Source organism: Natronocella acetinitrilica, from assembly GCF_024170285.1.
In the GTDB taxonomy this organism is placed as follows: Bacteria; Pseudomonadota; Gammaproteobacteria; order Nitrococcales; family Aquisalimonadaceae; genus Natronocella; species Natronocella acetinitrilica.
In genome coordinates this window covers 191218-213830 of the sequence record NZ_JALJXV010000005.1, presented here as the reverse complement: position 1 = coordinate 213830, position 22613 = coordinate 191218, and the positions used below count along the sequence as shown (strand labels likewise).

Sequence of the window (22613 nt, the reverse complement as noted above, 5' to 3'; positions counted from 1 at the left end):
CCATAGCAGTTCAGTCGGCATTTTGATGCAGGTCAAGCATGATCGATTCACGGACTCCGGCATTCTTGATCCAGATTAACCGGTGCTTTCTGCGTTGTTATGCATACTTTTCCCAGGCCAACCGGGACGATGATCGCACCTCGGTGCCTTGGCTGACGGAGGAGAACAAGATGACCAACAAAGTAACCGTGCCTGTCGACTGGTACCGCCAATCCTTGAAGGCGCTCGCTCCCGGCCATGCGCTGGCGGAGCAACTGGGCGCAGAGCTTGAGATCGTGTCCGTGGTGCCCTCCGATGATCTGCGGGCGGTGCGGGAGAGCGACGTGAATGGTGCCTTGCGCGAGCGGGGCCTGCAGGCCTTGCTGCGTGTTCTGGCCGATACGTCTCCCGCGGAGTGCCTTGCCGAGTACTGTCGGGAGCAGGTCGACAGCCTGTTCTGTCTGGCCACCCACGCCCGTGGTGCAGCCGGTGAGACGATCATGGGCAGCGTGGCCTTTCGCGTCTTGCGCGACAGCGGTCGACCCATGGTGATGATCGGTCCGGCGCTGGCTGACGGCTGGGGGCCGCGGGTCGATACGGTGATGGTGTGCCTGGACGGCTCGACCTTCGCCGAAAGCCTGCTCGAACCGGCCGCCGGCCTTGCCCTTCAGCTGGGGGCCCGGCTGCGGTTGTTGCAGGTCTTCAATCCCGAGGTGGACGCCACGCCACGCGGACAGGATTCCGCAGAGTGGGCTTATCTGCGTCGTCTCGCCGGCAAGATCCAGCGGGACAAGGGGATCACGGCTGACTGGGAGACATTGCACGGCAAGGACGCCGGCCGCGCCATCACGGACTATGCCGCCGGGCTGTCCGGCGGCATGCTGGCCCTGACCACCCACGGCAGAACCGGCGCAGCGCGGGTTGTCATGGGGGGCGTTGCCCAGTCGGTCTGTCGAAGCGCAAGTGTGCCGGTGCTATTGCACTGTCCGATGGGGTCGTCACCGTAATGGCCCCAGCCGCCATGGAGGTCAGCTCTGCCCCGGGTGCGCAGTGACCCTCGGCGACATAGGCGCCTTTCTCGGCGGGATCGGACTCTTCCTGCTGGGCATGAAACTGATGACCGACGGTCTCAAGGTGGCCGCCGGTGGCGTGTTGCGTCGTATCCTGTTGGCGGCGACCAGCAGCCCGCTGCGCGGTCTCGGGTCCGGCGTGCTGATCACCGCCATGGTGCAGAGTTCCAGCGCCGTCATTTTCGCCACCATTGGCTTCGTCAATGCCGGCGTGCTCAGCCTGTCGCAGTCGGTGGGTGTCATCTACGGTGCCAACCTGGGGACTACGCTGACCAGCTGGGTGGTTGCCCTGGTGGGCTTCAACATCGACCTGCAGGCCATGGCTCTGCCGGTTATCGCTGTTGGCATGGCACTGCGAATCACCGGCGGAGGCAGTCGCCGCGGCGCTTTGGGCGAGGCATTGGCAGGCTTTGGTATTTTCTTCCTTGGCATCGACGTGCTCAGGGATATTTTCGCGGGCACGGAGCTCGCTCTATTCGATCGAGCCGACGGCGCCTTGCGCATCCCCGCTTACGTGTTGATCGGTGGCGTCATGACGGTGCTCATGCAGTCATCCAGCGCTGCCCTGGCGGTCACACTGACCGCTGCCGCCGGCGGTTTGCTACCGGTGGACATGGCCGCCGCCATGATCATCGGTGCCAATGTCGGAACCACCTCCACCGCCGCCTTTGCGGTGATCGGTGCCACGGCTGCCGCTCGCCGTGCCGCCCTCGCCCATGTGCTGTTCAACGTGGTGACTGCGGTGGCTGCCCTTGCCGCCTTGCCGCTGCTTTTGCCCCTGGTGCACTGGATTGCGGCCCAGCTGGGTCCCGCTGGAGGTGTTGCCGCAACGCTGGCGCTCTTCCACACCGCGACGAAACTGCTCGGCTTGTGCCTGATGCTGCCGTTTACGCCACGCCTGATTCACTTTCTCGAGGGGTGCTTTCGCGGGCAGGAGAGCAGCGCCAGTCGACCACGCTACCTGGACAAGAATGTCCTTGCCGCCCCGAGTCTGGCGCTGGATGCCCTGTCCCTGGAGCTGCACCGGATACGCGGCGCCACCGGCGATATGCTGCGTGCGGTGCTGTCTACGTCCGCAGTTGACGTCACGCGGCTGCAGCGGGCGCGCGAGGACGCGGAGGAGCTGGCCCTTGCAATCGGTGACTTCTGCCGTGATTTGGGCGGGCGCTCCGCCGACCCCGTGGTGTCCGACGCACTGTCTGCGGCTCTTCGCGTGGTGCAATATCGTCTCGATATTGCTGATCGGGCCCTGGAACTGGCACGCCTCAAGTTGCTGGACGACCTTCCCCCGGGTGATCTGCGCGACCAGGTCGATGCGCTCACTACCGGCGCCGCCGACATCGTCGATGCCGCCGACGCACCGATTGACGAAGTCGAAACCACGCTTCTGACCGACGCTTCTGCGGGGTTCGAAAGCCGCTATGCGGATCTCAAGAACCGACTGCTGCGGGCCGTCGGTGCCGGCCAGTTGCCGCCGCGTGCGCTGGTCACCGCCCTTGATCGTTTGAGTGCTCTGCGACGGGTTGTCGACCAGGCGGTCAAGGCTTCCATTCACCTGCGTCGGGTCGTGGCAACCGGTTCCGACTCAACACCCAGCCCCGTCGAAACCTCTGTTTTGTGAACTGGCTCACGCTCGCCTTCGCCCCGTCATGAGATCAATGCGCCTAGAACGCAAGGCTTCAGACGGAGGGCTGGCGCACCTCGGATACCCGACGCGCCCGACCAACCGCTGAAAGCCGCCTCGACCGCGCAAGGGAAGCGGTACGAGACAACTACGGGATAAAACCAGGGGGGCTGGTCATGACGCGTCGTCGTCTTCGTCTTTCCGCCGTAATGGCGGGCTTGCTTGTAGCGCTGGCTGGCTGCCAATCCAGTTCGGAACCCGGTGTCACCTCCGACACCATCGTACTCGGCTCGGTTCTCGCCCTCGAAGGCCCTGCCCAGGGGCTGGGGCAGGGTATGCGCACAGGCATCCGGGCCGCGACACGCGGTCGCTCCGTGCAGGGGCGGGATGTGGTGGTCCGCTTCCTCGACGACTCCTACGCGCCGGCAAAGGCGCAGGAGAGCACCAACCGCCTGGTGAACAGCGACGAGGGCATCTTCCTGATGCTCGGCAATGTGGGTACGCCCACAGCCGTGATGACCTTACCCATCCTGGCGGAGCACTATATCCCCGCGGTGGGCTTCTTTACCGGTGCCGGCATCCTGCGGCCGGGTTCCGGCGGGCCGATTCTCAACTACCGGGCCAGTTACGTTGAAGAAGTGGGCGCCGTGGTTGACGAGGCCATTCGGCGGGGCTTCGGGCCCGACGAGGTCTGTGCCTACGTGCAGAACGACGCCTATGGCATGGCTGGCATCGTTGGCATGCGCGAGGCCATGCTGCGCCATGATGCGTCCCAGAACCTGATCGATCTCTACAACGAGATTCTCTCCCGTGGTGGCGATGAGCCGGTGCGCAACAATATCGGGCCGGTGGGCGTTTACCCCCGTAACACGGCGGAAGTCAGGGAAGGCTATCAGTCCCTGAAGAGCTGGGAGCAGCGCACCGGAACGAGCTGTCAGGTCGTGGTTACGGTGGGGGCGTACGAGAACATCGCGCACTTCATACGGTATGCCCGTCGACACGAAGCCTGGGTGATCTCCGCCGTGTCGTTTACCGGTGCCGAGAACTTTCACGACGATCTCCGTCGTCACGGTATCGACAGCGGCGTGCTGATGACCCAGGTGGTGCCCAACCTCGATTCCCGCCTGCCCATCGTCGAAGAGGCACGACAGGCGCTCGGCAGCGAGTTTGGTTACGTGTCCCTCGAGGGCTACGTCGTCGGCCGCATGGTGCTGCGTCTGCTCGAGGACATGGACGGCGACCTGACCCGCGAAAACTTCATGGCCCATGCCCGGCAGGCCCGCTTTGATCTGGGCGGCATCGAGATCGATTTCACCCGTGACGGCAATCAGGCCTCGCAGCTGGTCAATCTCAATAGCCTGACCCGCGTCGGCTGGGCCCCGACCCCCGATACTTTCTGGGATGAACATGTCGTCTCCCGCTGAGGCAGGCCGGTCGGCTGCTGCATGGCTGCTGGATTTCGGCGGCGGCAAGCGCGCCGCTGTGGGCGAGCGGGAGCTGCAGGAGGTGCTGGTTCGGCCAGACCTGACACCGCGGCCGGATCAGGCGCTAGCTGTGCTGCAGGGGACGCTGCGTTGGCGTGACATGAATGTGCCGGTACTCGACCTGGGGCTGGCCCTCGGTCTGCGCGGTGCCACTGCCGGTGGCTGGGTCACCATAGCCGCCTTTCGTGAACGGCCCGATGCGGCCGTTCGTTTCGGCGCCCTGGTACTTGCGGCGGCGCCGGTATTGACCCGCGTGAGTGATGATATGGGCTGTTCTCTGCCCGAGGACTGTCTGCGCGAGTACCTGGTGTGGAGCTACCTGGGGCTTTCCTGTTTCAAGCAGCAGGAAACCGTGATTCCGATCCTCGCGCTGGAAAGGCTGTTTTCCGAGTCCGGCCAGCAACGACTTGATCGCTTTTGTGCTTCAACGGCGGCGCCACCCCGTGCAGTGGCGGAGGAGGAACACGCATGAGTAATCGTACTTTCGGTCTCGCTCTCTTCGGCTTCAGCGACACCGAACGCCGGGTGATGACCAGCGTGCTCCGGCTTGCGGCCGCGCGTGGCCGCAAGTACCGCCTTCACGACGGCGAGGGGCGGGCCGAGGCGGATATCGCCATCGTCGATATGGACAGTCCGGCTGCGCTGCGGGAATGGCAACAGACGTTGCGCGATGGTGCACCGCTTCCCGCCCTGCGGGTCATGGCCGATCCGTCAGTATTGAACAGCGACCAGACCGGCATTTGCAGACCCATTACGGTGAAACGGTTGCTCGAGGGTCTTGATGCCATTGCCATTCGTCATTATCGCTATGTGCCGGAACTGACCATTCGCGACGACGGCAACCCCGAGGCCCTGACTGGCACGGCCCTCGCCAGTGCCGCCCGCGCCGCCCGCGGCGTGACCCGCACCGGCGTTCGGGCCCTGGTCGTGGACGACAGTGCGCCGGTACGCAAGCTGATGGGCATCGAGCTTGGGCTGTTCGGCATCGACGTGGATTTTGCGGCCACGGGTGAAGCCGCCCTGGAGCGATTGCAGGAGCACAGCTACGACATCGTTTTCCTCGATCTCACGCTGCCCGGTATCGATGGTCACGCCGTATGCAAGGCAATCCGTCGCAATCGCGACCTCAAGGGCCTACGTGTGGTGATGCTCACCGGCCGCGACTCACGGATCGACCGTATTCGTGGCGCCATGGCCGGTTGTAGTGCGTATCTGACGAAGCCGGTCGGCCAGGAAGAACTACATCGCATTCTTGAACAACTTTTGCCAAAGGAGGAACTCCATGGCCATCACCAAAGTGCTGGTGGTTGACGACTCATCCGCCGATTTGCTGAATCTTCAGCAGATCATCGAAGGCGCTGGTTACAAGACTGTAACTGCCCGCTCGGGCAAGGAAGCCGTGGAAACGGCACGCAGCCAGAAGCCGGATGTCATTTTCCTGGACATCATCATGGATGAAATGGACGGTTTCGAGGCCTGTCGGCGTCTGTCCAAGGACGAGTCCACCAAAAGCATTCCGGTGGTCTTCGTCACCAGCAAGAACCAGAAAGCCGATCGTGTGTGGGCGGAGATGCAGGGCGCGAAGGCGTTCATCACCAAACCCTATTCCCAGGACGCGATCATTCAGCAGCTCAGCGCGATGTAGGTTGGCCAACGATGGTGACCCAGCACAGCGACACTGGCAGCGAGCCAACCGATCCCCGCGGAGACGGGGCGGGCTGGTTGTCGCCGGTAGCGGCACTGACCCGTTTCGATGGCGCCCGGGCGTTGGAGAGCCTGCCCAGGGAGGCGCGGGACGCCGAGGCTGTGCAACAGCGTTGGGCCATCCCCGTGGGGGGTTACTGGCTGCTGGTGGATCCGGCGCTGGGCTGTGAGCTCAGCGAGTGGACCAGCCCCTGCCGCCTGCCCAACGCGCCGCGCTGGCTGCGTGGGGTAACCAATATGCGGGGTTCCCTGGTGCCAGTGTTCGATCTGCGCCCGTTTCTTGGCGACTCGCCGGATGAGACCCGTGATCAACAGGCGCGAATTTTCGTCCTTGGTGACGGGGACAGGGCCGGGGCAGTCGTGATTCAAGGGCTTCCCTACCGCCAGGCGCTGGATGGTGGTTTGACAGCCGAGGCGGCGCCAAGCTTGCAACAACCCATGGCCGCCAGGGTGAAGGCGGCCTATCGACAAAATGGACAGTGGTTGCTCGACTGCGATCTCGCCGGACTCCTGCGGGAGCTCGGCGCACAGGCAGCGGCCGCGTGAACAGGATGGCTATCAAGCCGTAACGCCGGGGGGCGCGCACCGATGAAACTCCGACACAAAATTCTCCTGGGCTCGTCGCTGCTTGCGGTGCTCCCGGTGCTCGTGACCGGTGGCCTGGTGTCGACCATGTCCACGCAGCTTGCCCAGGAGTCACTGGTCGACCAGACCCGTGAACAGCTCAACACCATCGGTGAACTCAAGAGCGAACAGCTCACCGAGTATGTCGGCCTCGTAGAGCGTCAGTTGCGGGCGTACTCCCGTGATCCGGGCCTGGTCACAGGGCTCCGGGACCTGGGCGAGGGCTATCGTGCGGTGTCGGCGAATGGCGCCATCGAGGCGGAGCAACGCCAGTTGGTCAGTGAGTACTACCGGGACAGTTTCCTGCGGGAACTGCGCAGGCGGGGCGGTGACCAGCTCGACACAGGGCCGTTGCTCTCGTCGCTGAGCGAGGCTGGCCTGGCCCTGCAATATCATTACATGGTGGCAAACGACAGCCCGGCCGGGTTCCGTCAGGAGCTGGATGCGGCGACAGACGGCTCCGCATTCAGCGAAGCCCATGCACTGCATCATCCCCGCATTCGCGACTTTCTTGATGGTGCGGCGCGTACCGGGGGTTACGAGGATCTTCTGCTGGTGGACGCCGAGTCGGGTGAAGTCGTCTACTCGGTGGGCAAGTACATGGATTTCGCCACGTCGCTGACCGACGGCCCCTTTGCCGAGACAGCCATCGGCGACGCATACCGCCGGGCCATTTCCGCCCCCAGTCCTGATGACGTGGTGTTCTCCGACTTCCAGGCCTACGTGCCTGCATTCGGTGCGCCTTCCGCGTTCATGGCTTCGCCGGTGTACGACGGAACCGAGGTGGCGGGGGTGATGATCGCGCGGCTGTCGGCCTCCAGAATCAACGACATCATGACCAGTAACGCCGCCTGGCGCCGAGTCGGGTTGCGGGAAACCGGCGAAACCTACCTGGTGGGCGGCGACGGTACCCTGCGCAACAACAGCCGCTTCCTGGTGGAGCAGGCTCCGGAGTATCTACAGGCATTGCGTAACGTCGGTGTTGGCGCTGGCGTTGTGGATCGAATCGAGGCGGTGAACAGCAGCGTGCTGCTCCAGCCGGTGAACACGTCTGCCGCAGAGGCGGCGCTGGCCGGTCGCAGTGGTTTCGCCCAGGCGACGGACTACCGCGGCGAAGCGGTATTCACCGCCTTCGCGCCCATCACCGTCGGCGGCGTTACCTGGGGTCTTATTTCCCAATTCGATGAATCGGAAGCCCTGGCTCCGGTGTTCGCCCTGCGCGACTCGGTGGTGGCCGGTTCGGCGGCAGTGGGCCTGGTGCTGCTGGTGCTTGGGGGCGCCGCCGGCTGGCTGTTCACGCGAACCGTGTCCCGGCCCGTGCAGCATCTCGAGAATACAGTGCGTCAGGTTGCCGCCGGGGATGACTCGGCTCGCGCACGCATGACCACCGGCGACGAACTGCAGACGCTGGGGGACGCCTTCGACTCATTGCTTGATGAACGTATCTCCCAGTACGAGGCGGCGGCACGAGAGAACGAACAGCTCAACAACTCCGTCATCGAGCTGCTGCGGGCCGTGTCCCAGCTCAGCCAGCAGGATCTCACCGTGAAGGTACCGGTCACGGAGGACGTGACCGGTCCGGTGGCGGACGCCCTCAACCAGATGGTGAGCGAGATCGGTGATCTGCTGAACGATGCGTCCTTCGTGGCGGAGCGCGTTGGTCTGGCCTCCCGGCGGCTCAAGCTGCAGGCGGACAAGGTCCGGCAGATGGCGCAGGACGAAGGTGTGGAAGTGGACGCCATGGCTGCCGAACTCGACGAGGCGGCCCGTACCATGGCCGAAATCGCCGAGCTGGCCGAGCGCTGCGACCAGGCGGCCGCCCAGGCCTCCGAGACCACCGGCACGGCGCTCGAGACTGTAAACGGCACCGTGCAGGGTATGAGCCTGATTCGCGAACTCGTGCACGAAACGGAAAAACGTATCAAGCGTCTCGGTGAACGTTCCCAGGAAATCAGCGGCATCGTCGATATCATCAACACCATCGCCGAGCGCACCCACGTGCTGGCCCTCAACGCCTCCATGCAGGCGGCGGCGGCCGGGGAGGCAGGTCGCGGTTTCGCAGTGGTTGCCGACGAGGTGCAGCGCCTGGCCGAAAGTTCACGGAACGCGACCTCGCAGATCTCCGGGCTGGTGCACAACATCCAGGTTGAGACGGCAGACACCATCACCACCATGGGTCGTACCATCAGTGAAGTGGTGGAGGGCTCGCGGATGGCCGAGCGTGCCGGAGAGCAGATGCTGCTCACCCAGCGCACCACCAGCGAACTGGTGGAGGCGGTGCAGGAAATCGCCAGTGGCTCACAGCGTCAGTCCAAGGTCAGTCTGCTGCTTCAGCAGAAGGCCGCAAACGTGCAGCTGAGCACGCAGAAGACGCGCCAGCGACTGGAAGAACAGACCATCCAGACCAAGGCTCTGGTGCTCAACTCCAACAACCTGCTCGAGTCAATTCGTACATTCAAACTGCCGGAGCGGGCCATCGAACAGGCTCCCGTCGAAGCCCAACCGCTAGTGGCCGCAGGTGGCGAAGGCCATGCACGATCCAGCGGTACTTGAGCTTCTTCGGACCGAGCTGGAGGAGGGGCTGCCGATCCTGGCAGAGGCCTTCGCCACGCTGGGTGCCGATGAGAGCGACGAGACACTGATTGCTGCCACGGAGCAGGCAAGCGCACAGATTGACTGCCTGCGCGTAGCCGCCGAGGCCGGTGGCCTGCCCGGTCTCGAGTTTGTCTGTGACCGCCTGGCGGATAACCTGGCGGTGTTGCCGGCGAGTCCTGTCGACGAGCGGAGCCAGATCGCGGAGCAGCTGCTGGGCTGGCCGGAGACGGTCATGGCCTACCTGCTGGATCCCCAGTCATCGGATGCCGTGGTCGCGCTGGCCTTGCACCTGACAGGCGACAGCTGGCCGCAGCCGCTGGAAGAGCATGAGGCGGATCTGCTTGCGGAACTGCTGGCTGCGGTGGAGGGTGATTCGGCCCGACCGGACCGCCGCCAGGAAGCTTTGCCGGAAGACGTCAGCCTCATTCCTTCGGATGACGTCAACATGGACGTGTTCGCGGCCTTCGTCGATGACGCGCCCCAGCACGGTCAGGGCCTCACCCAGTGCCTGCAATCGCTGACCCGCGGCGGTGACGCACGCCAGGAACTGGACCGCGCACGACGGATTGCCCACACCCTCAAGGGTGCAGCGGCCGTGGCTGGTGTCGCCGGTATCGCCAATCTGACTCACCATCTGGAAGACCTGCTGGAATACCTGGCCCGCACCGGGCAGCAACCGGGCGAGCTGGTCATGTCCGTGCTGATTGATGCGGGGGATTGCCTTGAAACCATGATCGACGCCGTTCGCGGTGTCGACGCCGAACCCGACAACGCTGTCGCAGTGTTGCAGAGCGTGCTCGATCTCGCCAATCGCATGGATCGGGGTGAGCTTGAGCAGTTCCTCACCGAGCAGGCGCCAGTGGCCGATCCGCCAGCGGCCACTGCGGCCGACGATCAACCCGCGGAGGTGCCTGCTGCGGAAGGCCCTGCGGCAGCCGAGGCCCAGACCAGTCTGCGTGTGCCCACCCACACCGTCGATGCCCTGTTCCGCTATGCCGGAGAGCTATCTGTTGCCAATGCCCAGCTCGAGGCACGGGTAAGTGGTCTGCTGCGCATCCAGCAGGGGTTTGCTGAACAGGATCGCGTCATCCAGCAGCGGCTGTTCGAACTGGAAGATCTCATCGACATCCGTGACGTCGCCTCCGCTGGTTATCAGCTGCAGGGTGGTGGGGGCGACGGTGACGACTTCGATCGTCTGGAGATGGACGAATACAACGAGCTGCACGGCTGCAGCCGTGCCCTTGCCGAGGCCATTGCCGACTGGCGGGAATTGCGCATCAGCATGCATGACGAACTCACCGCCCTGCGCAGCATGGTCAGCCAGCAGGGTCGCTTGCACCGTGCGCTTGAAGACTCGGTGCTGTCCACACGTCTGGTGCCGGTCGCCTCTGTGGAAGGGCGTTTGCAGCGCAGTCTTCGCCAGGCTTGCCGGGCCACGGGCAAGGAGGCCGAACTGCGACTCGAAGGTGGCGATCTCATGATCGACACCGAGTTGCTGCAGGGGCTGTTGGACCCCCTGGGCCACCTGCTGCGCAATGCGGTGGACCACGGTATAGAGGAGCCGGAGGCGCGGCAAGCCGCAGGTAAGCCGCGACATGGAGTGGTTACCATTTCCGTGCGCCGTGACGGCAACCTGATCGAATGGCTTTGCGAGGATGATGGGCGTGGCGTCGACCTGGACGCAGTGCGCCGTCGAGCACTGGAGCGCGGACTGCTGGAAACCGATGCCCCGGACGATCCACAAGCACTGACGCGGCTGGTGTTCCTGCCAGGATTCAGCACCCGCGATACGGTGACTCGCATGTCCGGTCGCGGTGTGGGGCTCGATGTGGTTTACGACCGGGTTCGCTCCCTCAAGGGCAGTGTTGATCTCAGTACGGCGGCGGGTGGCGGCAGTCGCTTCCGACTACGCCTGCCCGCGGCTCTGGTAACGGTGCACGTCCTGTTGCTGGAGGTCGGAGGGCAGACGGTGGCGGTGCCCAGCAGTGACCTCGTGCAGGTTCCGGTGCCCGGTGCCGGTCGCCTGGAGCAGGACGAACAGGGGGAATACTGGTTTGAACTGGGTGATCAACGTCACCAGCTTCTTCAGTTGGCGCACCTCATGGGCCGCGTGGCTGCTCCCCTGGAGCCGGATTTCGTGCCGCCTGTGGTGCTGGCGCGACTTGATGGCTCGGTACGCGCACTGCGGGTTGACCGCATGGTGGGCAGCGCCAACGTCGTGATCAAGGGCTTTGGCGTCAATCTGCCGCGTCTGCGCGGCGTGCTGGGTGCCGCCATCCTGGGTAACGGCGCAGTGGCGCCGGTGCTGGACCTTTCTGCCCTGCAGCGCAGTGTGGCGATGGACGGGATGGATCTGGGCGATCCGGTGGTGGAAGGAGACATGCCCTCGCTGGGTGAAATCCTCGTAGTGGACGACTCGCTCAGCGTACGCCGTTCCCTCAGCCAGTTCCTCGAAGATTCCGGCTACAGCGTACGTCAGGCCCGCGACGGCATCGAAGCCGTGCGGGCCGTGGAAGCTCAGGTCCCGGATCTGGTTCTCGCCGACCTGGAGATGCCCCGCATGAACGGTCTGGAACTGACAGCGCATCTGCGCTCACGGGACGACACCCGTGCCCTGCCAGTGGTCATGCTGACCTCCCGCGCCATGCAGAAGCATCGCTCCCAGGCCGCCGCGGCCGGTGTCAGCGAATACCTCACCAAGCCGTTTCAGGAGACGGAACTGCTCGATGTCATCGAGCGGCTCATGCCGGCAATGGCACAGAAATCTGCAGCGACTGCATGACCGCCTCGGCCATGTCCAGCAGTTCCAGATCCCGCCCCCAGGGCGCGATCAACTGCATGCCGATTGGCATTCCTGCCGGGCCTTTGGCCAGCGGCAGGGAGATTGCCGGCAGGCCGGGCAAGGTCCAGGCACGACTGTAGATCGGGTCACCGGTGGCTTCATGGCCAATGGGGGCCTCGCCGGTGGCCGAGGGCGTGATGATGACGTCAAGCTGCTGCCAGCAGCCTGCAAGCGCGTCGTTCAACCGCGCAGCCTCTTTCTGATCACGGCGGTAGTCGACGTAGCCGATGGTCCAGCCTTCATCCAGTACCTCCAGAACCTTTGGTCCGATGCTTGCGTGGTGACGGTCGTATTCGTCCGCCAGCGCCCGGGCCGCCTCATAGGCCATGATGCGCTTGTGCAACGCGGCAAGTTCATCGAAGCCCTCGGGCAAGGGTGCCTCCATCACCTGGGCGCCGGCCTGCGAGAGGGCCGCGCCGGTGGCGTCCAGCGCTTGCCGCGTGCTGGCCTCAAGGCCTGCGACAGGGACCACAGCCAGCCCGATACGCAGCTGGCTCAGCGTCGGTGGTGCGGCGACGGGCAGGGAACTCGCCGTCATCGCGCCGAAGACGCGGCGGCTGTCGCGTACGCTGCGCGTGAACCAGCCAGCAGTATCCAGTGACGGGCTGAAGGCCTTGATGCCGGCCATGGGAACCGTGCCGAAACTGGGTTTGAAGCCCACCACGCCGCAATAGCTTGCCGGTCGGATGATACTGCCGGCGGTCTGGGTGCCCAGTGCTACCGGAACCATGCCGTCGGCGACGGCGGCGGCGGAACCGCTGGACGAACCCCCGGGAGTGCGGCTGAGGTCATGGGGGTTGCGGGTCTTGCCCGGCGTGAAACCGGCGAGCTCGGTGCTCACGGTCTTGCCCAGCAACACGGCGCCGGCTCGGCGCAGCAGGGCGACGGCGGCGGCGTCGCAGGGTGAGGTCTCGGCGGACAGATAGCGCGTGCCCCAACCGGTGGGCATGTCACGGGTCTGCATGATGTCCTTCACGCCCACCGGAATGCCACGCAAGGGAGCTTGAGGAGCGCTCTGCCCGGCTGTCGTCTGGTCCGGCGTGGGGCTGCGCCATGTCCAGGCGCGCACGCTGTCCTCGCGGGCGTCGATGCGGCTGAGGGAGGCGTCCAGTATATCCTGGGCCGAGATTTCGCCGGCAGCCAGCATTTCGCCCAGGCGGGTCGCATCAAGCCCATTCAATTCAGTCATTTCGGTCATTTCCTCCAGCAAAGGGTGAAAAAGGTCGCAATTCGGACTATCGGTCCGGCGGTGTCACTTGTTATCGCTTGACCAGCTACCCGGCCTTGGGAATAGTGCTTGGATGTCCGTGTCAATCGACAGTCTCTGCGAATCTCATCGTCTTGACCAGTTGCCCGCCTTCCCGGCGGTGCTGCTGGCGCTGCTGCGTACCTGTCAGCAACCCGAGCCAAGTAGCGGCGACGTGGAAAGCCTGGTGGCCCAGGATTCCGCCCTGTCGGTGCGGGTGCTGGCGGTGGCGAGTTCACCGGTGTTCGCCAGGGGCGATGCGCCGAGAGACCTGACCGAGGCCGTCCGTCTGTTGGGGCTGACCACGGTCCACACCATCGGCATCACCACCGGCGTCGTGCAGTTCTTCAATCAGCTGGACGGCCACGAGCTGCCATGGCTGGAGGACTTCTGGCGACACAGCCTGGGGGCTGCCACCGCGGCACGGGCGCTGGCTCAGGAAAGCGGGCTTGCCGCTCCGGAAGAGGCTTATCTTGCCGGCCTCCTGCACGACATCGGCCAGCCGCTGCTCGCGGTCCTGTATCGCGACGCCATGCAGACAATCATGGCAGGGGTGGCGTCCGGTGACACCGATGCCTGCCGGGCCGAGCAGGAACGGCTGGGGATCAGTCACGACACCCTCGGCGCCGCCATGGTAGACCGTTGGCACCTGCCGGGCTTCCTGGCCGACGCCATTCGCTACCACCACCAGCCGGTAGATGCACTGGTGGACGCTCACCCCCTGGTGCGTGTGGTTCACGTGGCCAACCTGCTGGCGCATTCCTCCACCGAGCCCGATACCGAAGCCTTTCACGCCGCCGGGCGCTTGCTTGACCTTGGCCGCACCCTGACAAGCCGCCTGCATCATGGGGCGCGGCAAGAGCGCGATCGTCTGGTCGAGGCGCTGGATCTGGATGCGGCGCCCCGCGGGGTGATCAGCGCCCAGCGACAGCTGAATCCGCTAGCCGACCAGGTGCGCAACCAGGCCTTGCTTGGCAGTATCCAGCCGCACCTGCGACTGGAACTGACCGATAACCCGGTGGACGTCATCGCCCGGGGGCTGACCCTGCTGTTCGGGCTGGATCGGGTCGCCTGCTTCCAGTTGTCCGCGGCTGGCGATCATCTCGCCGGAGCCATGGCCGGCCGCGGCGCAGCGGATCTGGACGGATTGCGCCTGCCGCTGGATCCGGCCCGGTCCCTGCTCGCTTCTTCGCTGCTGGAACGTCGGCCCGTTCACACGCTGGATCCTGAAGAATCGGCCCGGCTCTCGGTGGTGGATCGCCAGATCGCGGCGCGGCTTGGGGGCGACGGTGTGCTCTGTCTGCCGCTGGTTGCCGGCGGAGAGGCCCAGGGGCTGCTTGCGCTTGGCGTGCGTCATACCCAGACTTCTGCGCTGCTGGACCAGTCGGCCCTGTTGCTGGCCTTCGCCGGCGAGGCGGCGGCGGTAGTGCGGCTCGCCCGACAGATGCAGGCGGATCGCCGCCAGCATGACATGGAGAACCTGGCGCGACGTGAGCGTGATTCGCGACGCCTGCGCAGGCAGCTGGGCGATCCGGTGACCATCATTCGCAATTACCTGCATGTGCTGCAGCAACAGGTGGACGACGGGCATCCGGGTCGCGCCGGCGTGATGTCGATGCTTGATGAGGTCGAGCGTGTCAGTGAACTGCTCAATGGCATCGAGGACCCAGCCCTGGCGAGTGCCACGGTGGAAGATGGCGACATCAACGAACTGATACGTGAACTGACCCGCCTTGCCCGGGATGCGCAACTGTTGCCCGAGGCAATCTCCATAGACATCGCGCTCGATGACCGCCTCAATGGCCGTGCAATTCCCACCGAGGCGCTCCGTTCCCTGATTCTCAGCGTGTTTCGCCTGTCCGGTGACCGGCTTCGTGGTGGTGGCTTGCGCATCCAGACGTCGGCGGGTGTAAAGTTCTCCGGAACGGTGTATAACGAATTATTGGTGGAAACTGCCGGCGCCGATCTGGACTGGGGCATACTCGAGCCAGATGAGCGATTTGCAGGTGCTTGTCGCCTGATAGACGAGCACGGGGGGGCGGTCATGGGCTCACAGGTGCCCGGCCGTGGTGTTCGTGTGCAGGTTCTCTGGCCTGACGGTTCCTAGCGAATCGTCGCTAGTCCTGCCGCGCATTTTCATTCCCCCGGAATGAGTGACTTGCCATGGGCGGACATGGGTAGAGACCCTGTGCGCGTGGCGTGAGTGCGAACGATAAAACTAACGTCTAACAACGACGCGTCACGGACGACTCGGCGAACCATGCATTCAGCCGGGGTGGGCATGCAGGAGTGGGCAGCGGCCGAGCGCATACTCGTGGTGGATCATCAGCCCAGGTTGCTTGACAGCCTGAGACTGATGGCCGCCGGCCACGAGTTGCCGCTTGATGCGGTTGAGACCGAAGGGGAGGCGCGTTCGCACCTCGCCTCTGGTGCCTATGGCGTGCTGGTTGTGGATCTCTTGCATCCCGAGCAGGCCGGTCAGCGGCTGCTGCAGCAGATCAGGGCCGATGGTCTCGATATTCATGTGGTGGTAGCCACCAGCGACTCTTCCCAGGAAGCGGCGGTGCGGGCGCTGCGAGGCGGAGCCCGGGACTTTCTGCGGAAACCCTACGCGCCAGAGGAACTGCTGCTCACCCTGCGCAATGCACTGGAGCACCGTCGCCTGTCCCGCGAGAACCAGCGGTTCCAGAGCCGGCTGCGGCGCTCTCAACAGCTTTATCGCTTCATCGTCGAGCGCTCTCCGGACGTCATCTATGTGCTGGATCAGCAGGGTAACTTCACCTTCGTCAATGCGGCGGTGGAGCGCATGCTGGGCTATCCGCCGGAGGCCTTGCTCGGCCGTCATTACAGCGTCATCGTCTCGCCGGATGACGTTTCCCTGGCGCGTCATGGCATGGATGACCGCCGCACCGGAGATCGCGCCACCCGTAACCTGGAAGTGCGGCTGCTCAAGTCAGGTGATGCACGACCGGAGAATCGCGCGGTCACCGTGGAGGTCAGCGCCATGGGTATCTACGGCCAGAGCGGTGAGGAGCGGGAAGGCGAGTTCCTCGGCACCTACGGTGTGGTGCGGGATATCACCGAGCGCAAGCACGCCGAAGCGCTGATCCGTTATCAGGCCCATCATGACCTCCTCACCGGCCTGCCGAACCGTGCACTGTTCAAGGATCGGTTGCGTGCCGGGCTGGCCCGCAACCAGCGCAGCGAGGAAAGACTCGCGGTGCTGTTCCTCGATCTGGACCGCTTCAAGCTCGTCAACGACAGCATGGGGCACAGCTTCGGCGATCGATTGCTGGAGTGCGTGGCCAGGCGCTTGCGGGAATGTCTGCGGGAGGGGGATACGCTGGCCCGTCTCGGCGGAGACGAATTCACAATACTGCTGCCGGCTATCCAGCGGGACAGCGATCCCATCAGTGTTGCCGACAAATGCATTGCTGCCATGCGTGAGCCGTTCTATCTCGACCAGCAGGAGATCTACCTGGGCGTGAGCATCGGTATTGCCCAGAGTCCGGAGCACGGCGAGACCGTGGAGGCTCTGATCAAGCACGCCGATGTCGCCATGTACCACGCCAAGGAAGACGATCGTCGCCACGTTGCGGTGTTCGAGTCGTTCATGAGCCAGCGGGTGGATCAGCACGTCAGCATCGAGAGCGGCCTGCGCCAGGCCATCGCCCAGAACCAGTTGAATGTGCTTTACCAGCCGCAGATCGACGTGGCCTCCGGGCGCATCACTGCCATGGAGGCGTTGATCCGCTGGCGGCATCCGACCCTCGGTACGATCTCGCCGCTGGATTTCATACCCGTCGCCGAGCAGACGGGCAGTATCATCCCGATAAGCCAGTGGTTGTTGCGTACCGCCTGCCAGGACATGCTGCGCTGGCCTGGTGGCAGCGAGAGCGGAACGCGGTTGGCGGTCAATCTCTCGCCGGTGCAGTTGGAACATGCCGATTTCGTCAAGGACACGCTGCGCATTCTCCATGAGGTGGGCTTCCCACCCCACCGACTTGAGTTCGAGATCACCGAGCACCTGCTGATGCGGGATCTCGAATCGGTGGTGACGATTCTGCGCAAGCTCAGTGCTCATGGCATTACCTTCGCCGTGGATGATTTCGGGACGGGTTACTCATCGCTCAGCTATTTGCAACGCTTGCCCATCCACACGCTGAAGATCGATCAGTCCTTCGTTCGCAGCCTGCAGGAGGGCCGTGAGGAAGGGCATCTTGTCGGAGCCATCGTCTCCATGGGTCGCAGTCTCGGTCTGAAGATCGTCGCCGAGGGCGTCGAGACCCAGGCGCAACTGGACATGCTGCGCCGGCTCAAGTGCAATGAGATGCAGGGTTATCTGTTCAGCCGACCCCAGGCCGCGCTGGACTTGTCGGGAGAAGCAGTGGAGCGCTGGCGCAGCGCGGTGCATGGTTAGCTCACCAGTACGCGTGTCCCTCGAGCAGACCCCCCCTCCAGGAGTGATCCATGAGTTCGGCCAATGACAAGCGGACTGAATCCATACCCGATGATGGTGTTGGTGAAGCGTCCGGAGCGCTGCGCCTGGACTTGCGCCCGGGGCATGACGTGCAGTTGCAGGCTGCCGGCAGCAACAGCCGGATTGTCAGCCGCTATGTCGGTCAGCACGCCGGCCGCTACCTGATCTTTCGCGGTGGTCGTAGGATGGAGGATAACCTGCAGCACATGCACTTCAGTGCCGGAGAGTGGGTGCTTGCGCGCATGGTACAGGACGGCACCGTTCTGGGCTTCTGGGCTTCTGGGCTTCTGGGCTTCAGGGCGAGAATACTCATCCAGCATCGCACCCCGGAGCATCTGCTCTATCTGGAGTGGCCCGCCGAGGTCGCCGAGCATTCGATTCGCGCGGCGCCACGTATCCCCTGTCTGGCAGGTTGTGGTCTGACCATTGACGGTACCCGTCACGACGGCGCGCTGCTTGATGTCAGCGAGACCGGTTGCCGGGTTGATCTGCTCGGTCTCGACGAGGACGCGCTCGGGGCGCAGAACAGGGTAGCCGTGTCCCTGCACCTGCCCGGGCAACCCGGTCCGGTGGAGATCAGTGCAACGGTAAGGCGCAGCAAGGTGGCCGGTGGGCGGCTGCTGCTGGGTTTGCAGTTCGAGGAGCCCCAGCGTGAGCTGATGAGCGAGGTTCGACGCTATCTGCAGGACGTGGACTGAGTTACCAGGTCATCGCGATGCCCACACCATGGACAGCAGACTCGCTGTCTAGCCGGGGCTGGTAGAGCGGGAAGACGCGCACCGTGGTGCTGGAGCGATCCACCAGCCGGCTCATGCTTCTTGGCTGGGTGCGTGTCTGAACCGTGTTGACGGCCATTCCCAGCGCAAAGCTGATGGCCCCGTCCCGTGGCCGGTCGTCGATAATCCCAATCAATCCACCGGTCGCTGCATTGACCAGTAAACCTGCCAATTGCGCGCGCGGCGCTCTGCGAGCCCGCTCCACGGCGGCTGTGGAGTGGGCCATGCTGTTCAGGGCTGTGGTGTCCGCCTCGCCTTCTGTCGCGTTGTACAGGGCCCGCGCATCGACATAGGGGGACGGCGTCGCCAGCACACCGGCCAGGGCAATTACGGAGCGGGCGGCACCGACGCGACCATCGAAGCGGTCGGCATTGCTGCCGCTGCTGGTGCCCTGGTGGACGTTCAGCGCCAGGTTCGCGCCATGAAACGTCACCCAGCCGCCACGCCACCAGCGCGCTTGCCGCTCGCCACGCTCCAGTGCCGCCTGGAAATCGCCACGCAAGGTGGTGCCCTCCATGCCCGCTGACTGGGGCGCCGCCGCCAGGGCAAGTGCCGCTACCAGCAATCTTGCCGGTAGCGACCAACGACGGATGCATCGAACACGACCGGGCATGGTGCGCTTCCGTCTTCCGCAAGCGTTGCCCGCAGTCTAACGGCTTGATCGCGCCATTTCAGGCACCACGATACTCGCGCCGTCCTGCGCTGCGGCTGCTGCCGGGCTGACGATTCGGAGCCTTGGTGCCTGAACCGCCACCGGGACGGCCACGTCGTCCGCCCTGGGGCTTGTTGAACAGGGGTTCGGCGCGAATGGTCGGGTCCGGTTCGAAGCCGCTGACCACAAGCTGCGGCAGCTGGCGGCGCAGAACCAGTTCGATACCTCGCAGCAGTTTCTGCTCATCAATACAGACCAGAGAGACTGCTTCCCCGTCGTGTCCGGCACGACCGGTGCGTCCGATACGGTGCACATAGTCTTCCGCAACGGTGGGCAGCTCGAAATTGACCACATGGGGCAACTGGTCGATATCCAGGCCACGAGCCGCGATGTCGGTGGCAACCAGGACGCGGACACGGCCCTGCTTGAAGTCTGCCAGGGCACGGGTGCGCGCTGTCTGACTCTTGTTGCCGTGCAGGGCTGCGGCAGGCAGGCCGTCACTGTCAAGCTGGGTGGCGAGACGGTTGGCGCCGTGTTTGGTCCTGGTGAATACCAGCACCTGGCGCCAGGCGTTGTCGTGTATCAGCCGGCTGAGCAACTCGCGCTTGCGGACCCGATCCACCGGATGCACAACCTGCTCGATGGCATCGGCGGCGGAGTTGCGTGCGGCAACCTCGACCCGCTGGGGCTTGTGTAGCAGACCATCGGCCAGACGGCGGATATCGTCCGAGAATGTCGCGGAAAACAACAGTGTCTGCCGCTGCTTTGGCAACTCGGCGAGCACCTTGCGGATGTCATGGATAAATCCCATGTCCAGCATGCGATCCGCCTCGTCCAGGACCAGGATCTCCACGCGGGAGAGATCAACCGTGCCCTGGCGTACATGGTCCAGCAGGCGTCCGGGGGTCGCGACAAGGATATCCACACCTCGACGCAGGTTCTGCACCTGCGGTTGCATGCCGACACCGCCGAACACCACTGCCGATCCGATGGAGAGCCCCTGGCTGTACTGGCGCACGCTGTCCTGCACCTGGGCGGCGAGTTCACGGGTCGGGGTCAGGATCAGGCATCGTACGCTGCGCGGCGCTGTCTTGATGGGGCTGCTGGCAAGGCGCTGTAGCAGCGGCAGCGTGAAAGCTGCAGTCTTGCCAGTGCCGGTCTGCGCGGCGGCCATCAGATCCTGGCCCGATAGTACGCAGGGAATCGCCTTGGTCTGGATAGGGGTGGGGCTGTCGTAGCCCTGCTGGGCAACAGTGCGCACGAGGTCGGCCGACAGGCCGAGATCAGTAAAGGACATCAAATGAGAACTCCTGGAATGCCTACCGCTCTTGGCGGCTCCGGTCCAGGCGATAAGTGTGTTCGAGGGCAGGCCTGACTAGAAGGATTGACCGCGAGGAGCGACGCGGACCGGTGCGCGTCGACTGGCCGCACTATAACAGGCTGCGGCAGAAAAGCCAGCAAGGCCGCGTCAGGCCCAGGCTTGTTCCGCATTCCGGTCAGCTGCCCAGCTCTCCGCCGCCAGGGTCAGGACCTGTTCGAGCTCCTCAACTGGCACAGCGGGGTTATTGACCACTTCCCGGGGGTCGAAGTGGTAGATGTACAGTCGTGACGTGAATTCCGGGAAGGGCAATGACGATTCTCCGAAGCGTTCGCCACAACCGTTGGTGGATACCTGGATATCCTGTCCCCAGTGCTGTCCGCTGTCGTTGTTGGGATTGTAGAAGTACACCCGCATCTCACCGCCTGGATCCAGCCCCACCCGTTGGATGGAAATGGCATGCCAGCCGATGAAGCGCGCTGCGCTGTCCGTGACCGCGATGCCGGCTGGTTGCGGATGAATGACCAGCTGATTGCCGTTGTACAGGGGGTGGTACGAGCCGTAGAAGCGTTTCACGAAGTCGCTGAAGTTTGTGAGATTGCCTGTCGGTACATCAACGGCGATCGCGAACCCCCGGCCCACCCACCAGCCATGAAACTCCGGATTGATCCACTGGTGCGGGTCCTGCTCCCCCCGGTCGGCGCAAAGCACACCCATGGCCTGATAAATGGCGTCCAGGTGCGGCACAGTCACTGCCGACACCGGATCCACATCCTGGATGACGGCCAGGCCGGTGTGTCGGGTCAGGTCGCGGGACGATAGCAGTTGCCCCTCGAAGCGCATCACCACGTCGTCGTCTCGTGCCGCCCAGGTGAGTATCTGCAGCAGATAGTCGGGATCATTGTTGGCCCACATGGACAAGGCACGGGCCGACTGGCAGGTGGGGTTGTTGCCCTGACCAACGCCCAGGGGCTGTCCCAGCACGCAGAGCACACCGGCGAGGAGGTGTTGCCGAGGCGATGGTTCAGCCGTCGCCGGCACCCCGAGCATGCGGATCGCCTGTTCGGACAGGGGCAGGCCGATCTGCCGCCACAGCGCCGGGGCGAGAGGTCCGTTGTAAAGGATGCCCCGCTCGAGCAGGCCGGAAAGGCCGTAGACACTCTCTGCGGTCTCCGGCCAGACGGCCTCGGCAATCAGGTTGTGCACCAGGTGCTGGTAACAGTGCAGCGCATCATTTCCCGTGCTGCTCAGGCCAAGCGCGGCGCCGATAAGGTCGGGTTGCTGATCCAGCACATAGCGCAGGAAAACGGCGTGGTAGGGCGAGACCAGGCCGGTGTCGAGCATGGACCGACTGAAGCCCAGGGCCTCCTGCCGCAGGGCCTGCGCATCCATATTGGCCAGCCGCTCGGTGTAGATAACAAACCCCGGGTCTTCCTGGCAGCCCCGGGTCGGACCGTACAGCGCGCTGATCAGTCGCTCGGCGCCCCGGCTTGAATTGGCGCTGATACCGCTTTCCGGGTCCGCCAGGTAGACGGAGACGCTGGTGATCATCTCCTTGACGTGATCGACTTCGATGGGGCGCTGGTCGAGCATGCGCCAGATTTCGTTGATCAGGCGGTCCAGCACCTCACCCAGCCCGATCTCGCCGGCGAGGAACTGGTAGAGCTGATGCACCGCCGGGGCGAAACCGCCCAGGTGAACCCGCTCGGCCTCGTTCAGTTGACCAAAGATCAGGGGCAGATTCAGCGCCAGGATCTGTGACAGCAGATGGCCGGCTTCTTCGTCCGACAGTCCGGGGTGCAGTAATGCGCCCCGGGCAACGGCGGCGAGGCGCAGTTCGCTGAGGGCCTCCAGTACGGTGGTGTCCGGCTCGCCCTGACGAATGGTGTTGGCCGCCATCCACGGCTGCAATCTGTCGGGGTTCTGCCAGTCGCTGTCATGGAAAATGCCGGCTTCCTCCAGCGCCCCGATGCGATCGTAAATGGCCGCAACCCCGCCCGGCTGCTGCATGATTCTCCGGGCGAGATCGAGCACCGGCCGCTGTTTGATGCCTTTGGCGAAGGGGCTGGTGCGGTGGAGTGCCTCCACAGCTCTGTCCAGCTTCTCGCATAGGCCTTGCAGGCGCGTACCGGAGTCAGAGTCGGTCATTGATCCTCACAAAGTGTCGGCGTGGCTTCACCGTTACACCGTCGTTGCGCAAATACAAGCATCCTCCCAAT

Annotated in this window: 16 protein-coding genes; 12 read left to right on the top strand and 4 right to left on the bottom strand. The window is 64.3% G+C overall.

Annotated elements, in window-relative coordinates; genetic code table 11:
* Positions 1-170 precede the first annotated feature (170 nt).
* The 9 genes from J2T57_RS11805 to J2T57_RS11765 all read left to right on the top strand — a co-directional run bounded on the left by J2T57_RS11805 (position 171) and on the right by J2T57_RS11765 (position 11862).
* A complete protein-coding gene (locus tag J2T57_RS11805; protein ID WP_253478380.1) occupies positions 171-986 on the top strand; it encodes a universal stress protein in 816 nt (271 codons plus the stop codon).
* Between the two features lie 43 nt (positions 987-1029).
* A complete protein-coding gene (locus tag J2T57_RS11800) occupies positions 1030-2670 on the top strand; it encodes a Na/Pi cotransporter family protein (protein ID WP_253478377.1) in 1641 nt (546 codons plus the stop codon).
* A 179-nt stretch (positions 2671-2849) separates the two neighbouring features.
* The gene (locus tag J2T57_RS11795; protein WP_253478374.1) at positions 2850-4097 is read left to right on the top strand and encodes an ABC transporter substrate-binding protein; all 1248 of its coding nucleotides are present in this window, start codon (positions 2850-2852) and stop codon (positions 4095-4097) included.
* Positions 4081-4629, top strand: coding sequence for a chemotaxis protein CheW (locus J2T57_RS11790; RefSeq protein WP_253478371.1), 549 nt, complete (start codon positions 4081-4083; stop codon positions 4627-4629). Before J2T57_RS11795 ends, J2T57_RS11790 begins: the two co-directional genes overlap by 17 nt.
* Positions 4626-5468, top strand: coding sequence for a response regulator (locus J2T57_RS11785; protein WP_253478368.1), 843 nt, complete (start codon positions 4626-4628; stop codon positions 5466-5468). The genes J2T57_RS11790 and J2T57_RS11785 overlap by 4 nt, the downstream gene beginning before the upstream one ends.
* The gene (locus J2T57_RS11780; protein WP_253478365.1) at positions 5440-5802 is read left to right on the top strand and encodes a response regulator; all 363 of its coding nucleotides are present in this window, start codon (positions 5440-5442) and stop codon (positions 5800-5802) included. The genes J2T57_RS11785 and J2T57_RS11780 overlap by 29 nt, the downstream gene beginning before the upstream one ends.
* Positions 5803-5813: 11 nt before the next feature.
* A complete protein-coding gene (locus tag J2T57_RS11775; protein WP_253478362.1) occupies positions 5814-6407 on the top strand; it encodes a chemotaxis protein CheW in 594 nt (197 codons plus the stop codon).
* Between the two features lie 42 nt (positions 6408-6449).
* Positions 6450-9038: a methyl-accepting chemotaxis protein gene (locus tag J2T57_RS11770; protein WP_253478359.1), complete on the top strand. Its 2589-nt coding sequence runs from the start codon at positions 6450-6452 to the stop codon at positions 9036-9038.
* Positions 9016-11862 carry a hybrid sensor histidine kinase/response regulator gene (locus J2T57_RS11765; protein ID WP_253478356.1) on the top strand — a complete coding sequence of 949 codons (2847 nt, stop codon included), beginning with the start codon at positions 9016-9018 and terminating at the stop codon, positions 11860-11862. The genes J2T57_RS11770 and J2T57_RS11765 overlap by 23 nt, the downstream gene beginning before the upstream one ends.
* Here J2T57_RS11765 and J2T57_RS11760 read toward each other — a convergent pair.
* Positions 11822-13111, bottom strand: coding sequence for an amidase (locus J2T57_RS11760; protein WP_253478353.1), 1290 nt, complete (start codon positions 13109-13111; stop codon positions 11822-11824). The two genes, J2T57_RS11765 and J2T57_RS11760, sit on opposite strands and share 41 nt — an antisense overlap.
* A gap of 112 nt (positions 13112-13223) precedes the next feature.
* Between J2T57_RS11760 and J2T57_RS11755 the strand changes: the two genes are divergently transcribed.
* The 3 genes from J2T57_RS11755 (at position 13224) to J2T57_RS11745 (ending at position 18346) form a co-directional block, all read left to right on the top strand.
* Complete coding sequence (locus J2T57_RS11755) at positions 13224-15275, top strand: HDOD domain-containing protein (RefSeq protein ID WP_253478350.1); 2052 nt, start codon at positions 13224-13226, stop codon at positions 15273-15275.
* 153 nt (positions 15276-15428) lie between these two features.
* Positions 15429-17588 (top strand): putative bifunctional diguanylate cyclase/phosphodiesterase, encoded by a 2160-nt coding sequence (locus tag J2T57_RS11750; protein WP_253478347.1) that lies wholly within the window; start codon positions 15429-15431, stop codon positions 17586-17588.
* 50 nt (positions 17589-17638) lie between these two features.
* Positions 17639-18346, top strand: a complete 708-nt coding sequence (locus J2T57_RS11745; RefSeq protein WP_253478344.1) for a PilZ domain-containing protein — start codon at positions 17639-17641, stop codon at positions 18344-18346.
* Between the two features lies 1 nt (position 18347).
* Here the strand turns inward: J2T57_RS11745 and J2T57_RS11740 are convergent, their stop codons facing one another.
* From J2T57_RS11740 to J2T57_RS11730, 3 genes are all read right to left on the bottom strand, one after another.
* Positions 18348-19037 carry a hypothetical protein gene (locus J2T57_RS11740; protein WP_253478341.1) on the bottom strand — a complete coding sequence of 230 codons (690 nt, stop codon included), beginning with the start codon at positions 19035-19037 and terminating at the stop codon, positions 18348-18350.
* A gap of 58 nt (positions 19038-19095) precedes the next feature.
* Positions 19096-20373, bottom strand: a complete 1278-nt coding sequence (locus J2T57_RS11735; RefSeq protein WP_253478338.1) for a DEAD/DEAH box helicase — start codon at positions 20371-20373, stop codon at positions 19096-19098.
* A gap of 171 nt (positions 20374-20544) precedes the next feature.
* A complete protein-coding gene (locus tag J2T57_RS11730) occupies positions 20545-22542 on the bottom strand; it encodes a hypothetical protein (protein WP_253478335.1) in 1998 nt (665 codons plus the stop codon).
* Positions 22543-22613 lie beyond the last annotated feature (71 nt).

Bases quoted from the DNA above. Each gene is read 5' to 3' on its own strand.
- J2T57_RS11805 (WP_253478380.1), top strand. From the start codon at position 171: ATGACCAACAAAGTAACCGTGCCTGTCGACTGGTACCGCCAATCCTTG.
- J2T57_RS11795 (WP_253478374.1), top strand. From the start codon at position 2,850: ATGACGCGTCGTCGTCTTCGTCTTTCCGCCGTAATGGCGGGCTTGCTT.
- J2T57_RS11790 (WP_253478371.1), top strand. From the start codon at position 4,081: ATGTCGTCTCCCGCTGAGGCAGGCCGGTCGGCTGCTGCATGGCTGCTG.
- J2T57_RS11785 (WP_253478368.1), top strand. From the start codon at position 4,626: ATGAGTAATCGTACTTTCGGTCTCGCTCTCTTCGGCTTCAGCGACACC.
- J2T57_RS11780 (WP_253478365.1), top strand. From the start codon at position 5,440: ATGGCCATCACCAAAGTGCTGGTGGTTGACGACTCATCCGCCGATTTG.
- J2T57_RS11775 (WP_253478362.1), top strand. From the start codon at position 5,814: ATGGTGACCCAGCACAGCGACACTGGCAGCGAGCCAACCGATCCCCGC.
- J2T57_RS11770 (WP_253478359.1), top strand. From the start codon at position 6,450: ATGAAACTCCGACACAAAATTCTCCTGGGCTCGTCGCTGCTTGCGGTG.
- J2T57_RS11765 (WP_253478356.1), top strand. From the start codon at position 9,016: ATGCACGATCCAGCGGTACTTGAGCTTCTTCGGACCGAGCTGGAGGAG.
- J2T57_RS11760 (WP_253478353.1), bottom strand. From the start codon at position 13,111: ATGACTGAATTGAATGGGCTTGATGCGACCCGCCTGGGCGAAATGCTG.
- J2T57_RS11755 (WP_253478350.1), top strand. From the start codon at position 13,224: ATGTCCGTGTCAATCGACAGTCTCTGCGAATCTCATCGTCTTGACCAG.
- J2T57_RS11750 (WP_253478347.1), top strand. From the start codon at position 15,429: ATGCATTCAGCCGGGGTGGGCATGCAGGAGTGGGCAGCGGCCGAGCGC.
- J2T57_RS11745 (WP_253478344.1), top strand. From the start codon at position 17,639: ATGAGTTCGGCCAATGACAAGCGGACTGAATCCATACCCGATGATGGT.
- J2T57_RS11740 (WP_253478341.1), bottom strand. From the start codon at position 19,037: ATGCCCGGTCGTGTTCGATGCATCCGTCGTTGGTCGCTACCGGCAAGA.
- J2T57_RS11735 (WP_253478338.1), bottom strand. From the start codon at position 20,373: ATGTCCTTTACTGATCTCGGCCTGTCGGCCGACCTCGTGCGCACTGTT.
- J2T57_RS11730 (WP_253478335.1), bottom strand. From the start codon at position 22,542: ATGACCGACTCTGACTCCGGTACGCGCCTGCAAGGCCTATGCGAGAAG.